17 protein-coding genes are annotated in these 13,651 nt (G+C 71.4%); 6 read left to right on the forward strand and 11 right to left on the reverse strand.

Annotation, left to right across the window (positions count from 1 at the left end):
• Positions 1–93 precede the first annotated feature (93 nt).
• The 6 genes from AB0N89_RS21840 to AB0N89_RS21865 form a co-directional block, all read right to left on the reverse strand.
• On the reverse strand, positions 94–1,095 hold the full coding sequence (locus AB0N89_RS21840; protein ID WP_364207143.1) for a proline racemase family protein: 1,002 nt from the start codon (positions 1,093–1,095) through the stop codon (positions 94–96).
• Positions 1,095–2,006, reverse strand: coding sequence for a dihydrodipicolinate synthase family protein (locus AB0N89_RS21845; protein ID WP_364207145.1), 912 nt, complete (start codon positions 2,004–2,006; stop codon positions 1,095–1,097). Before AB0N89_RS21845 ends, AB0N89_RS21840 begins: the two co-directional genes overlap by 1 nt.
• On the reverse strand, positions 2,003–3,352 hold the full coding sequence (locus AB0N89_RS21850; protein WP_364207147.1) for an FAD/NAD(P)-binding oxidoreductase: 1,350 nt from the start codon (positions 3,350–3,352) through the stop codon (positions 2,003–2,005). The genes AB0N89_RS21845 and AB0N89_RS21850 overlap by 4 nt, the downstream gene beginning before the upstream one ends.
• A complete protein-coding gene (locus AB0N89_RS21855) occupies positions 3,349–3,615 on the reverse strand; it encodes a (2Fe-2S)-binding protein (RefSeq protein WP_364207149.1) in 267 nt (88 codons plus the stop codon). Before AB0N89_RS21855 ends, AB0N89_RS21850 begins: the two co-directional genes overlap by 4 nt.
• The gene (locus AB0N89_RS21860; protein WP_364207151.1) at positions 3,612–4,784 is read right to left on the reverse strand and encodes an FAD-dependent oxidoreductase; all 1,173 of its coding nucleotides are present in this window, start codon (positions 4,782–4,784) and stop codon (positions 3,612–3,614) included. Before AB0N89_RS21860 ends, AB0N89_RS21855 begins: the two co-directional genes overlap by 4 nt.
• 87 nt (positions 4,785–4,871) lie before the next feature.
• The gene (locus AB0N89_RS21865) at positions 4,872–5,471 is read right to left on the reverse strand and encodes an XRE family transcriptional regulator (RefSeq protein WP_364207232.1); all 600 of its coding nucleotides are present in this window, start codon (positions 5,469–5,471) and stop codon (positions 4,872–4,874) included.
• 255 nt (positions 5,472–5,726) lie between these two features.
• On the opposite strand from AB0N89_RS21865, the gene AB0N89_RS21870 reads away from it, so the two are divergent.
• Complete coding sequence (locus tag AB0N89_RS21870; RefSeq protein ID WP_364207153.1) at positions 5,727–6,860, forward strand: metalloprotease; 1,134 nt, start codon at positions 5,727–5,729, stop codon at positions 6,858–6,860.
• A 42-nt stretch (positions 6,861–6,902) separates the two neighbouring features.
• On the opposite strand, the gene AB0N89_RS21875 is transcribed toward AB0N89_RS21870, so the two are convergent.
• Complete coding sequence (locus tag AB0N89_RS21875) at positions 6,903–8,318, reverse strand: aminopeptidase P family protein (protein ID WP_364207155.1); 1,416 nt, start codon at positions 8,316–8,318, stop codon at positions 6,903–6,905.
• A gap of 90 nt (positions 8,319–8,408) precedes the next feature.
• Here AB0N89_RS21875 and AB0N89_RS21880 point away from each other — a divergent pair, with 90 nt between their 5' ends.
• Complete coding sequence (locus AB0N89_RS21880; RefSeq protein ID WP_364207157.1) at positions 8,409–9,395, forward strand: LysR family transcriptional regulator; 987 nt, start codon at positions 8,409–8,411, stop codon at positions 9,393–9,395.
• 107 nt (positions 9,396–9,502) lie between these two features.
• Complete coding sequence (locus AB0N89_RS21885) at positions 9,503–9,715, forward strand: hypothetical protein (protein WP_364207159.1); 213 nt, start codon at positions 9,503–9,505, stop codon at positions 9,713–9,715.
• On the opposite strand, the gene AB0N89_RS21890 is transcribed toward AB0N89_RS21885, so the two are convergent.
• Positions 9,712–10,269, reverse strand: a complete 558-nt coding sequence (locus AB0N89_RS21890; RefSeq protein WP_364207161.1) for a carboxymuconolactone decarboxylase family protein — start codon at positions 10,267–10,269, stop codon at positions 9,712–9,714. The two genes, AB0N89_RS21885 and AB0N89_RS21890, sit on opposite strands and share 4 nt — an antisense overlap.
• Positions 10,270–10,337: 68 nt before the next feature.
• Here AB0N89_RS21890 and AB0N89_RS21895 point away from each other — a divergent pair, with 68 nt between their 5' ends.
• Positions 10,338–10,676 carry a helix-turn-helix domain-containing protein gene (locus tag AB0N89_RS21895; RefSeq protein WP_364207163.1) on the forward strand — a complete coding sequence of 113 codons (339 nt, stop codon included), beginning with the start codon at positions 10,338–10,340 and terminating at the stop codon, positions 10,674–10,676.
• Between the two features lie 234 nt (positions 10,677–10,910).
• Positions 10,911–11,369 carry an STAS domain-containing protein gene (locus AB0N89_RS21900; protein WP_364207165.1) on the forward strand — a complete coding sequence of 153 codons (459 nt, stop codon included), beginning with the start codon at positions 10,911–10,913 and terminating at the stop codon, positions 11,367–11,369.
• Between the two features lie 8 nt (positions 11,370–11,377).
• Here AB0N89_RS21900 and AB0N89_RS21905 read toward each other — a convergent pair whose 3' ends face one another.
• Entirely contained in the window at positions 11,378–11,728 is a 351-nt protein-coding gene (locus tag AB0N89_RS21905) for an STAS domain-containing protein (protein ID WP_364207167.1), read from the reverse strand.
• A 153-nt stretch (positions 11,729–11,881) separates the two neighbouring features.
• Here AB0N89_RS21905 and AB0N89_RS21910 point away from each other — a divergent pair, with 153 nt between their 5' ends.
• Positions 11,882–12,304, forward strand: coding sequence for an ATP-binding protein (locus AB0N89_RS21910; protein ID WP_364207169.1), 423 nt, complete (start codon positions 11,882–11,884; stop codon positions 12,302–12,304).
• A gap of 7 nt (positions 12,305–12,311) precedes the next feature.
• Here the strand turns inward: AB0N89_RS21910 and AB0N89_RS21915 are convergent, their stop codons facing one another.
• Positions 12,312–12,863 (reverse strand): DUF4232 domain-containing protein, encoded by a 552-nt coding sequence (locus AB0N89_RS21915; protein ID WP_364207171.1) that lies wholly within the window; start codon positions 12,861–12,863, stop codon positions 12,312–12,314.
• 26 nt (positions 12,864–12,889) lie between these two features.
• Positions 12,890–13,405 carry a DUF4232 domain-containing protein gene (locus AB0N89_RS21920; RefSeq protein WP_364207173.1) on the reverse strand — a complete coding sequence of 172 codons (516 nt, stop codon included), beginning with the start codon at positions 13,403–13,405 and terminating at the stop codon, positions 12,890–12,892.
• Between the last annotated feature and the right edge of the window lie 246 nt (positions 13,406–13,651).

Here is a 13,651-nt window from a genome sequence, read left to right on the forward strand (position 1 = left end):
CGGTCCGCGCGGGGCGGACCGGGTCAGCGAGTGGGGACGGAGGGCTGAAGGGGATTTCCCCGCGTGACACGCGGGGAAATCCCCTTCAGCCCGTCAGAGGACGAACCCCACGGGGAACGGATCGTCCGGGTCCAGCAGATAGGTGGCGTTGCCGGTGATCCACGCGCGTCCGGAGAACTCGGGGACCACGGCGGGGACACCGCCGACGGTGGTCTCGGCGACCAGTTCGCCGGTGAACGTGGTGCCGATGAACGAGCTGTTCTCGAACGGCGTGTGCAGCGGCAGCTCGCCGCGGGCGTGCAGCTGGGCCATCCGGGCCGAGGTGCCGGTGCCGCACGGCGACCGGTCGAACCAGCCCGGGTGGATCGCCATCGCGTTCCGCGACGCGCGGGCGTCCGACCCCGGGGCGAGGAACTGGACGTGCTTGCAGCCGCCGATCAGCGGGTCGGCCGGATGTTTCGGCGGGCGCTGGTCATTGATCGCCGCCATGATGTCCAGTCCGGCGGCGAGGATCCGGTCCTTCTCCGCCCGGTCGAACGGGATGTCCACTCGGGACAGTTCGAGGATGGCGTAGAAGTTGCCGCCGTAGGCCAGGTCGTAGCGCACCTCGCCGAGCCCGGGCACCTCGACGACGGCGTCGCGTTCGGCGAGGAACGACGCGACGTTGCGGAGCTTGACGCGTTCCGCGCGCCCGTCCCGGACGTCGACCTCGGCGTGCACGAGCCCGGCCGGGGTGTCGAGGCGCACCACGGTCTTCGGTTCGGTCACCTCGACCATGCCGGTCTCCACCAGCACGGTCGCCACGCCGATCGTGCCGTGCCCGCACATCGGCAGGCAGCCGGACACCTCGATGTAGACCACGCCCCAGTCGGCGTCCGGCCGCGTCGGCGGCTGCAGGATCGCGCCGCTCATCGCGGAGTGGCCGCGCGGCTCGTTCATCAGGAACCGCCGCAGGTGGTCCAGGTTCTCCATGAAGTAGCGGCGGCGTTCGGCCATGGTGTCGCCCGGGATGACGCCGACCCCGCCGGTCACCACCCGGGTCGGCATGCCTTCGGTGTGCGAGTCGACGGCGGTGATCGACCGGATCGACCGCACTACTCCACCCCCAGCGAGGCGAGCGCGCGGCGCATGTCGGCGGTGACCCGCTCGTGGTGCTCGCCGGTCAGCGGCCCCCGGGGCGGACGGCACGGCCCGCCGTAGCGGCCGACGAGGTCCATCCCGAGCTTGATCGCCTGGACGAACTCGGTGCGCGAGTCCCAGCGGAACGCGGCCACCAGCGGTTCGTACAGCGCCCTGGCCTCGTCGAGCTTGCCGGCCCTCGCCAGGTCGAACAGGCGCACCGACTCGGCAGGGAACACGTTGGGGAACCCGGCGAACCAGCCGGTCGCGCCCATCAGCAGGCTTTCCAGCACGACGTCGTCGGCGCCGCTGATCACGTCGAGGCCCGGCGCCTGCTCGCGGATCTCCAGCACCCGCCGGACGTCGCCGGAGAACTCCTTGACCGCGACCACGTTGTCGATCTGCGCGATCTCGGCCAGCAGGGCCGGGGTGAGGTCGACCTTGGTGTCGATGGGGTTGTTGTAGACCATCACCGGCAGGCCGACCGACGCCACCGCCTCGAAATGCGCGAGCACTTCGCCGCGGTTCGCGCGGTACATCGTGGGCGGCAGGCACAGCAGACCGTCGGCGCCGTCCTCGGCCGCGACTTCCGCCCAGTGCCTGGCCTGGTGCGATCCGGGGCCGTGCACACCGACGACGACGATCCCGTCCTCGCCGACCGTCTCGATCGCGGTGCGGGCGACGCGGCGGCGTTCCTCGTCGGTCAGCGAGGAGTACTCGCCGAGGGAGCCGTTCGGGCCGACGCCCCGGCAGCCGTTGTCGATCAGCCACCGGCAGTGCGCGGCGTAGGCGTCGTGGTCCACGGCCAGCCCGGCGGGCGCCGAGTCGTCCGCCCGGTACGGGAGGGCGGTCGCGACGACGACGCCACCGAGGTCGGGTGTGCTCATTCAGGGTCTCCTTCGGGTCGGGCGGCGAGTTCGCCGAGCCGGATCGGCTGGGCGACGGGGCGGTGGTGCCGTTCGGCGCCACCGCGAAGTTCGGACACGGCCGGGCCGCACATCCGGCCCTGGCACGGGCCGAGGCCGGCCCGAGTGCCGAGTTTCAGGGCGTGCGAGCCGGGACAAGCCGGGTCTTCGGCCGCACGTGTCAGTTCGCCGTAGGTGGTTTCCTCGCACCGGCAGACGATCGTGTCTTCGCGCAGCCAGGTTCGCCAGGCCGGGCCGATCGGGTGGGCCGTCGCGAGGCGTTCGGCGAAGGTGAGGGCGCGGTCGCGCGCACGGATCAACGCCGGAGCGGGCTCTCCCCCGGCGGCGACACAGCCCGCCACCGCCCCTTCGGCCGCGGCGGTCATCGCGCCACCGATCCCGGTGATCTCGCCCGCCGCGAAGACACCGTCCACCGTGGTCCGTTGCGCGCCGTCGACCCGCACGAAACCGCCGTCCAGGACGCAGCCCGCGGCGACGGCGAGTTCCGGCTGCGGGACGAACCCGTGCCCGACGCAGACCGCGTCGACCTCGTACACCCGCTCGGTGCCGGGGACGACCGACCAGTCCGCGCGGAGCTTCGCGGTCACGACCTCGCGGACGCGGCCGGCTCCGCGTGCTTCGATCACGGTCCGGCCCAGGTGATACGGGACGCGATGACGGGCCAGCGTCACGGCGTAACGCGCCAGCTCGCTCGCCTTGCCGGCGTGGGCCGCCGGCCGCCACGGACGGGACGACCATCCTTTTCGGACGGTCGCGAACGGGTTCGCCTCGAGGACAGCGACCACCTGGGCCCCGACCCCCAGCACCGATTCCGCGACCGGCAGCAGGAACGGACCGGCCCCGGCGACGAGGACCCGCTCGCCGACCGCGACCCGCTCCCCCTTCGCCAGCGCTTGCGCCGCGCCCGCGGTGTACACGCCGGGCAGTTCCCAGCCGGGGAACGGCAGGGTGCGGTCGTGCGCGCCGGTCGCCAGGATCAGCGCGTCGGGCACCAGGGAAAGGCGTCGCCTTCCACCGCCGTCGGACTGTCCTCGCAGCACGTGCACCCGGCGCTCCACCCGGTCGAACGCCCAGACTGTCGACCCGGGCCACCACTGGCACCGGGGATGGGCGAGCAGGCGGCGCCGCCGGTCGAACTCCGATCCGCCCTGCCGTGCCGCGTAGCCGTCCAGCGGCATGCGGTGGTACTGGCCGCCGGGCGACTCCGCCTGGTCCAGCACCGTGACCCGGGCACTGGCCCGCAACGCGTGTTCGACGGCCGCGAGCCCGGCGGGCCCCGCGCCGACGATCACCACCTGCCTGCTCACGTGTTCTCCTCCCGGGTCTGGGTGCGGATCTCGTCGCCGTCGGCCGCCCGACGGCGGCACGCGCGGACGTCCGGCACGTCGTTGACCGTGAGCACGCAGTCGAAGCACGCGCCGATCCCGCAGAACACCCCGCGTGGCGCGCCGGAACGCGTGGTGCGCCAAGAGATACGTCCGGCGGCGAGCAGCACGCCCGCCACGCTCTGGCCCGCGATCCCGGTCAGGGTCTCGCCGTCGACGGTGATCCGGATCGGCCGGTCGCTCATGCGGCCACCTCCGCGAGCACCGCCGGGCGGGCGGCCGCGAACTCGTCGACCGGCATGGCGGGTGCCGTCCCGGTGAGCAGCTCGCGCAGCAACCGCGCGGTGCCGACGCTCAGCCCGATGCCGGCGCCTTCGTGCCCGGTGGCGTGCCAGAGGTTCGCCAGCCGCGGGTCTTCGCCGAGCACCGGGAGATGGTCGTCGACGTAAGGACGGAAACCGCCATACGCCCGCATCACTGCGACGTCGGCGAGCGCCGGGAACAACCGCAGCGCCTTGACCGCGATGGCGCTCAGCACGTCCGGGCGGATCGCGTCGTCGAACTCCACCCGGCGGCGGGACGAGCCGATCAGCACGGTGCCGCCCCAGGTCGACTCGACGACCGCGGAGGTCTGGAGCTCGCCCGAATCGGCGCCGACCGCGCCGACGTAATCGGCGTCGTAGACCTTGTGCCGGATGACGCCGGGCATCGGCGCGGTCACCAGCACCTCGCCCCGGCGGGGGCGGATCGCGATCGGGGCGCCGAGCAGCGCCGACACCTGACCGGCCCAGGGGCCCGCCGCGTTGACGACGACGTCGGCCTCGATGACCTCGCCGGGCACGCGGACACCGGTGATTCGTCCCTTGTGGACGGTCGCGCCGGCGACCTCGGTGCCGGACCGCAGCCGGGCACCGTGGCGCAACGCGGATCCCAGCAGGGCCAGCGCCGCGCCCGCGGGCTGGACCTGGGCGTCCTCCGGATAGTGGAACGCGGCGGTCACCTCGCGGGTCAGCGCGGGTTCCGCGTCGGCGAGTTCTGTGGCGGACAACGGTTCCGCGCGAACACCGCGTTGCGACGCGGCGAACGCGGTGAGGGCTCGGGCGCCGTCGTCCGTGGTGGCCACGACGATGCCGCCCTTGGGGTCGTACTCGATCGCGACGGCGGCACGCGCGTCCTCGTCGGCGATCTCGGCGACGATCCGGGGCCACAGCCCGGTCGACAGCTTCGCGAGTTCGAGTTCGGCGCCGGGCCCCTTGTCGGAGACGAGGATGTTGCCCTCACCGTGCGAGGTGGTGCCCCCGGCGGGCCGTCCGCGATCGACGACCACGACGTCGAAGCCCGCCCGGCTCAGCTCGCGGGCACACGCGGCGCCGACGATGCCGGCGCCGAGCACGACCACACGCGTTCGGTTCATCGACCCTCCAGCGTTCGGTAAAGCGAACGATCGGAGAGTAGGTTCCACCCTGGAGGGGTGTCAATACCCCGGGCACCCCGGGCGCCGTCAGCCCTTCAGGACCGGATGCGGCCTGCCGTCGAGCCGTTCGTCGGCGCGGTACTGCAGCAGCAGGACCGAGTGCACCGGCCCATCCGGAGCGGTGTAGCAATGCGGCTCGCGGGCGTCGAAGGCGACGTAATCCCCCGGGCCGACGTCGACGGTCCTGCCCGCCACCTCGACCCGCAGCGAGCCGGACTGCACGACGGTGTGCTCGACCCCGACGTGTCCCTGAGAACGCTGTGGCGCGTCGCCGCGCACCACCTGGTCGTACACCTCGAAGACGCCTTCACCGGTCTCGATCCGCCGCAGCGGCCGGAGATCGACCCCCTCGCCGCTGAGCACCTCGACGTCGGCGCCGCGCACCACGGTGAGCGCGCCGCCCGCCCGGTGGTCGAGCAGGTCGGAGATCGCCACCTCCAGCACCCTGGACAGGCTGAACACGGTCTCGATGGTCGGATTGCCGCCGCCGGACTCCAGTTGGGACAGCGTCGCCTTGCCGATGCCGGACCGCCGCGACAGCTCGGACAGCGAGATCCCCCGCGCCGCCCTGGCCGCGCGCAGGTTGACCGCCAGCATGTCCCGGATCGAGGGCGTCTCGTCCTCCACCGCTTCTCCCCTGTCGTTCGTCACACCGTGTCGTTCGTCAAACCGTACGACCGGACGGGCGATTCGTTCGCTTTGCCGATCGAGTTCGCGGACATCATGACACGCCCGCCCGGCGGGGAGGGCATAGCCGCGGCCGATGGGCCGACGCGATGGTGGGCGGCTCCGGCCGCGATGAAACTCGTTCACCAACCGGTGTGTCACCGTCGACACAGGGTCACGGGCGCACCGTCGTTTCCCTCCAGCGAGGAGATTCCCGTGCAGCTGATCCGCAGATCCGCGGGCCGACGGCTTCGAGCGTTCGGCGCGGTGCTCGTCACCACCCTCGGGCTGACCGCGTTCGCGGCCGCCACACCGGCCACGGCGGCCGCGAACGCCTGTCTCACCGGCACACTCGCCTTCGACCATCTCGACGCGGAAGCCGGGACGGGCAAACCCGTGCGCACGCAGGTGGCGCGGAACGCGAACTGGGAGCTGTGGGGGCGCACCGGTTCCGGCACGGCGAGCAGGCTCGCCGCGGGGATCACCGGCGCGTCCGACGGCCGGTTCACCGCCTGCCACACCGCTTCGCTGGCCGAGGCCTACGTCCGGTTCCGGTCGAGCAGCACCTCGATGTGGCGGGTGGTCAAGGCGGCGGACAACACCACCGACTACACGTTCGACTCGGCCCGCCGCACGAACGTGTCCGGCACCCAGGACCTCGGCACGGTGAAGGTGCCGTCCACGCTGCAGCGGGCGTGGAAGGTCGTGGACACGCTCAACGTCCTCTACTGGAAGCGCGCGAACACCGCTTCCTCCTGCTGGACGAGCCGCCAGTCCGACGGCCGCTGCGACCAGATCACGTTCGTCTGGGATCCGAAGGTCGCCGACGGCGGCTACTGGGACTACCCGAACACGAACTACGTCTTCCTCGGCGCGACGATGCCGGACTCGAAGCATCTCGTGCTCCACGAAGCCGGGCACTGGCTGCAATGGCAGCTCTACGGGCGGGGTTTCCCCGTCGTCGACAACTGCGACCCGCACTACATCGAGAAGCACAGTTCGGAATCCTGCGCGTGGACCGAAGGGTTCGCCGACGCCGTCGCCGCCTACACCCTCGGCGACTACCGCTACGTCTACGACAACGGCAACTCGTACAGCTTCCGGAACGACGCTTCGACACCCGGCTGGGACGCCGGCGACACCGTGCAGGGCCGGGTCGGCTCGTCCCTGCTGGACCTGTGGGCGGCGGGCGGGCCGGACGGCGGGAACTGGAACCGCACGATCGCGCTGATGACCCGCGACTTCAGCCAGGACTTCCGCGAGTACTTCACCGAGGACCGGCCCGCCGCCGGGCTGTCCACGACCGGTGCCGCCGAGCGGATCCTCGCCGGGCACACCATCTCGTACTGACGGGACACCGGAGGGCCGGACTCGCACCGGCCCTCCGGTGCTTCACCGCGTGGCCGCCCGGACCCAGGCGGTGATCTCGTCGGCGGTCGAAGGGAAACCGCCGGAAAGCAGGTCGTGCCCCGATCCGGTGACCACGACGTTGTCCTCGATGCGGACGCCGAGGCCGCGCAGCTCCGGCGGCACCGTGCGGTCGCCGGCGTGGAAGTACAGACCGGGCTCCACCGCCAGCGCCATGCCCTCGGCGAGCGTGCCCTCGCGGTAGGCCCCGGGACTCGCGGAGGCGCAGTCGTGGACGTCCAGCCCGAGGAAGTGGCCGGTCCCGCAGACGATGTACCGCCGGTGCTGCTGCCCGTCCGGCGACAGCGCTTCGTCCACCGACACCGGGAGAAGACCCCAATCGTGCAACCCCGACGCGAGCACGCCCAGCGCCGTGGCCTGGAAGGCGGCGAAGTCCTGCCCCGGCCGCACCTCCGCCAGCGCCGCGAGATGCGCCTTGTACACCAGGTCGTAGACGTCGCGCTGGGCCGTCGTGAACTCCCCGCCGACCGGGAACGTGCGGGTGATGTCCGCCGTGTACAGGGAATTCAGCTCGACTCCCGCGTCGAGCAGCAGGAGGCTGTCCTCGGTCACCTGTCCGTCGCAGCGCGTCCAGTGCAGGATCGGCGCGTGCGGCCCGGCCGCCACGATGGAGGCGTAACCGGGGCCGACGCCCTCGGTGCGGGCACGCCGGTCGAAGGTGCCCTGCAGCCAGCGTTCGCCGCCGCCGCGGACCGCCTCGGGCAACGCGGCCAGCACGTCGGCGAACCCGAGCGCGGTGGCGTCGACGGCATCGCGCAGCTGGCCGATCTCCCAGTCGTCCTTGATCCGGCGCAGGTCCGCGAGGACCGTCCGCAGCCGGTCGCTGTGGCCGAAGCCGTACGCGTCGAGCGCGGGATCGACACCGGCGCCGACCAGGAAGCTCGGATTCCGTCCGCGCAGGCCGTGCGGGAGGTCCTCCAGCGGGCGGCATTCGATGCCGAGCGTCTCGCCGTACGCGGCCGGCCCGGCGGCGGTGCCGACCCACAGCGGGCTGGTGTCGGCGTCGCCCACGAAGTCGGGCTCGTCCGGCTCGGCCGGGCGCGGGACATACAGCGTGGCGTGGTGACTGTCCCCCGCCGGGGTCAGCACGAGGATCGCGCCTTCGCGCTGGCAGCCGGTGAGCCAGACGAAATCGCTGTCGGCACGGAAGCCGTGGTAGGTGTCGTTGGAGCGCACCACGGCCCGGCCCGCCGCGAGCGCGATCCGCTGACCGGGCAGTTCAGCCGACAGCCTGCCACGATGCGCCGCGGCGGCCTCGGCGGTCCCCGCGGGCACGTCGACGGTGGTGTCGGCGGGCTCCCAGCCGTCGCTGATCCAGTTCCGGAACCCCTTGGCGGCCAGCAGCGCGCGCAGATCCGGCCGGGTTCGGTCGCCGGTCATCGGCTCCCCCTTCAGGTAGACACGGTTCTGGCCGCACCCTCGCACCGCGACCGGCCGGGCCGTAATGACCGGCGGCGATAGACTCCGCCTATGGCCCTGGAGATCCGGCACCTGCGGGCGATCTGCGCCATCGCCGAGGCGGGCAGCCTCTCGCAGGCGGCCGCCGCGCTGGGCATGTCGCAGCCGTCGCTGACGTCGCTGCTCCAGCGGCTCGAACGGCAGATCGGCGCGCCGCTGTTCGTCCGCAGCCACACGGGCGTGACGCCGACTCCGTTCGGCGAGCAGACGTTACGCCGCGCGCTGACCCTGCTCGTGGAGTTCGACCGGTTCGAAAGCGATCTCCTCGGCGCGCTGGGCGACGGGCCGGTCCGGCTGGGATCGTCCCAAATGGACTGTCTGCCGACCTTCGTCGAGCACCTGGACGACGCGCTGCCGGGGCTGGACGTGACCGTCCACCTGGAACCGTCGAGCGCGGTGCTGGCGCAGGCGCTGGCCCGCGCGACCCTCGACATCGCGGTCATCGCCATGTCCGACGACCAGGAAGTGCCGCTGGCGAAGCATTTGGGGCACCGGGTGCTGTTCTCGTGGGTGCCCGTCTTCATCGGCCTCCCCGCCCGGCACCGGCTCGCCGACGCCTTCGAAGTCGACCTCGCCGATCTCGCGGACGAAGCGTGGATCGGACCACCGGGCCCCGAGGACGGCTCGCTGACGTCACTGCGCGCGGCGACGCATCGGGCCGGGTTCACCCCGCGGATCCGCTTCGAATGCCCCAACGGCGGCGGCCGGAACCTGATCGCCGCCGGGCAGGCCGTCCAGCTCGTGGAACCCACCGCGCCCGAGCTACCGGGTATGGTCGTCCGGCCGCTGAAGGGCGACCCCATGCGGATGCGGCTGGTGCTGGCGTGGCGCAAGGAACGGCTGACGTGGGACCAGGCGGAGAACGTGTACCGCGCGATGATGACGTCGTACACGCGGCACGCGATGGCGTCGACGCCGTTCCGGACGTGGTGGGAGCGCAGGCGGAGTTCCCGGTCCGGCGACGGCCTGGTCGACTTCTTCCGGGTGGCCGGTTCCTGAGCGGCGACACCGTTGCACCGCCAGGAAACCATCGCCTTCGAACAACATGTAACCCGATCCCGCCCTGCGGCGATTGACCTCCCGTACCAGGCGAACGGAGACGGGAGATGATGACGCAACGGCTGTGGCTGGGACTGGCGGTCGTCTACACGTGCACCGCCGTGATCCAGCTCTACCTTCTCGCCAGCACCGGCGCCGTCTGGGCCGGGACACTCACCGCGGTCGGCTTCGTGGCGGCACTCCTGTGCGTCCTCGCCGCTTGGAAGGCCGCGAAACGAGAACAGGACGACACCGGGAAAGTGGACTCGCACCAGCCCTAACGAGCGGGATACGGGGCACCCCAAGGCTCCTCGTCGAGGCCGGCGCCGTTGGCGACGTAGGCGATCGTCCGGTACCAACCCGCGAGCACGAGGAACTCCAGCAGGTGCGGCACCGGGTAATGTTCGGCGAGCGCGGCCCACGCGTCGCCGGAAACCGTTGCCGTGTCATGGAGTTCGTCGACGGCGGTGATCAGGGCGCGATGCCGCCCCGACCACGCCGGATGCGTGGAGTCGCCGGACACGGTCGCCTCGACCTGTTCCGGGGTCAGCCCGACGGCCGAGGCGAAAACCGTGGCGTGGACACCCCATTCGTAACGACATCCGCAGCGAGCGGTCACCCGCGCGATGACGATTTCCCGGTCCTGCGCGGGTAGTTCCCCGTGCGCGAGCAGCCCCGCGCCGAGGACGCGCATCCGTGATGCCAGCTCCGGGTTGCGTTGCAGCAAACGGAAGAGCGCCAAGGGCTCTCGCGCCACGCCGGGCGGCATCCATTTGCGAAGGGCTTGTTCGACGTCCGCCTCATACGGCGGGGTGAGCGGTGCGATGCGTGCCATGACCACCTCGGGTGCTTCGACTTTCGAATCACTATGCTGCTTCTAAAGTCGAAGCACAAGGGGATGAGATGCCCGAGGATCCGATCCCGCGTCCCGGACGGCCGGTCCGCGGCTCCGAAACCGGCCGTCCGCTCATGGCCGCGCTCGACCTGCTCGGGCGCCGGTGGACACTGCGGGTGATCTGGGAACTGCGCCAGGGCGAGGTCGGGTTCCGGGAACTCCAGCGGCGCTGCGAGCGCATGTCGTCGAGCGTGCTCGCCACCCGGCTCGGCGAACTCACCGAAGGCCGCATCGTCGAGACCGGCGGGGACGGTTACCGCCTGTCACCGCTGGGCCGGCAGCTCCTCGACGCGCTGCGTCCACTGGAAAACTGGGGTTCCGCCTGGGAGGAGGCCCTGCGCGAGTGACCATGCGCGGGGGTGAATCATCCACGCGGTATTGCCAGGCGCGGCGAGCAGCGTACGGTGAGCAGTACGTGAGGTTGAGTCCACCAGCCCGCGCGAACGACCCGCATGTCCGCGGCCCCGCCGCTTCCACAGGGCGACTTACCAGGGCGACGCGGCGGCGAGTTGACTTGCGCAGCCGTTGTGCAGGCTTACCCGTTGTCCGTCTCGTCCCCGGCTATCCGGGAGACCAGCATCATGACCGACCGCATTCCGTTCACACGAGGCAGCCGCGACGGCCCCGCGCTCCGTACCGTCATCCACCCGACCGTCCCGCGCCAGCGCCCGACGACGGAGAACCTGCTGCGGGTCCAGAAGACCCGATGGAGTGAAGATCTGCTCGTCGTCTCCGCGGCCGGCGAGATCGACCTCGCCACCGCCGGACGGCTTGAGCACGCCCTGTGGGGCGAGTTGCCCGCCGCCACGGTGCTCGACCTCACCGAGGTCGATTTCCTCGGCGTCGCCGGATTGCGGGTCATCGAATCCGCCGCCGCCCGCGCCCACGTCGAACGCCGCACGACCGGCGTCGTCGCCGACACCCGGCCGGTCCTGCGGCTGCTGCACCTGTTCGGAGTCGAGACCCACATCCCCGTGTACCGGCGCCTCGACAACGCGATCCTCGAAGTGCCGAAAGCCTTGCCGGCGCCGAATCCCTGAGCCGGCGCTCAGGATCCGGCGAGCGGCAGGAGCGTGGACAAGCCCGTCTTCAGCGCCAATCGCCGGATCGTCGGCGACGGCAGGAAACTCAGGTCGACTCCCTGAGTGGCGCAGCGGTCGTTGATCCTGACCAGGGTCGCCAACCCGGTGGAATCGCAGAACTCCACGCCTTCGAGGTCGACGACGACCTTGCCGGGCACGGGTTCCAGTGCTTCTTCGAAGCTTTCCTTGAGATCCTCGGACGTCGTCAGGTCTATCTCGCCCGCCACCGCGATGACCACCGCGGCGCCATCGGGCCTGGCGACGGTCACCGAGAACGGAACTTCCCGGTTGTCGCCGTCTCCGCTCGTCACCGTCATCCACCCCTCATATCGGCACACCGAAGACTCTCGAAGATATCGGATGACGGCACCGGACCGCGCGGCACACGCGGACCGATCCCGGCGGTGCCTTAGCCTGGACGGTGGATCCGGCGGTCGTGGACCGCGGCGGACGACGAGGAGAGCCCCGTGATGCCGATCGACGAGCCGGTGCGCAGCAGCCCCACCAGCACCGACGAGCTGGTCCTCGAGGTCCCCGCCGTCCCCGCCCAGGCCGCCCGGTTGCGGGACTTCCTGGCGAGCTGGGCACTCGAACACGGTCTCCCCCGGGAATTGGCCGAGGATCTCAAGCTCACCGCCTACGAAGCGATGACGAACGTCGTCAAGCACGCATACCCGGACGGCACCGAAGACAACGGGATGACCATCACCGCCACCCACGGCGACGGTCACATCAAGATCACCGTCGCCGACGAAGGACGCTGGCGCGACGGCCGCCGTCCGGACGGTGGGCGTGGCCTGCCGATCATCCGCGCTTTCGCGCCGGAAGCCTCGGTGACGAGCACGCCCACCGGCACCGTCGTCCGGCTCGCTTGGCCCTGTCCTCCGGCCTGACCCGCGGTCAGCCCGCCAGCGGGTCGGCGAGGATCCCGTTGACCCAGCTGCCCGGACGCGTGGCGGCGTCCTGCCGGAGCACCGGCAGATCGGACGGCCAGTCCACGCTCAACGCCTCGGTCTGCCCCGGCGGGATGGTCACCAGCTTCGACGGCGTCCAAGAGGTGGAGCCGCCGCTGCCGACCGAACCCTCGGTCCGGGACAGCACGGTGACGGTCGCCGTCGCCGTCGAACCCGGCGGGACCTCGTTGACGCGCACGCCGTTGTCCGCGCGCGGCAGGTGGTAGACGGGGCCGTTCGGATCGTCCGGTCCGACCAGGTCGACGCCGGGCACCCCGTGCAGACCACAGGATTCCGGCGAGATGTTCTTGAAGGTCAGCGGAACGTCGTACTGGCCCGTCGCCTCTTCGAGCTGCTTCGGCTCTCCCAGGGAGACCGCGAGGTCCGCCGTCCCGCAGCGCGCCGTGGCTGCTTGAGCCGGGACGGCCGCCGTCAGCGCGAGCGTTCCGGTCAGCACCGCGACACCCAGGGAAACACTCTTGATCCGTTTGCCGGACATGGCTTTCTTCCTTCGCTCGACGGGATTCAGGCGGTGACGGCGGTGACCTGGACGGTGGCACCCTTCAGCGGCTCACCGGCGGGCCAGTTCGCGACGACGGGAACGCCGCCGGGCCCGGTCGGCAGGTCGAAGGTGATCGTCGTCGGCGTGCGCGGGTTCGGGGCCTCGGCGGAGGCCTGCACGATGCGCGACACGGCCGGATGCCCCTCGCGCAGGTTCACCGGCGCCGCGTTCGCCGCGGTGGCGTCCGGTACGGCGGCGACGTCGTCGATCAGCTGCCCGTCCGCGACGAACGACATCGCCGTCGGCGCGCCCTGGAGCTTGCAGTTCGTGGCCGGCGAGGTCGCGGTGTAGGTGAGGACGTACGCCTCGTGGCCCGCCGAGTGCGACGGATCCGGGGTCACGGTCACCTCGACGTCGGAGGCGCCGCAGAGTTTGTCGCTCGGCATCGCACCGGCCACGCCCCCGGCGGCCAGCAGCCCGCCTGTCACCAGTCCCCCGACGGCGATCGTCGCGGCCGCTCGCTTCACCTGGACGTTCATGACATCTCCTCCCGCTCGGTGATCGATTCACGTTGATCGACCTCACCGGGAAAGATGCCCACCCATGCCCGGAAGATGCGCGAAGATGATGTTGATCCCCCGAAAGCAACCCCGTGGAGTGACGGACGTCTTCAGGCCGTGTCCGGTAAGTCTGTTCGATGGGCTTCGTGATCCAGGTGGTTCCTGACGGTGCGGGCGGATCGGCCTCGTACCGGGTTGCACTCGGCCGGGTCCGCCCGTGCCGTC

The organism is Amycolatopsis sp. NPDC089917, assembly GCF_040684635.1.
Classification (GTDB): domain Bacteria; phylum Actinomycetota; class Actinomycetes; order Mycobacteriales; family Pseudonocardiaceae; genus Amycolatopsis.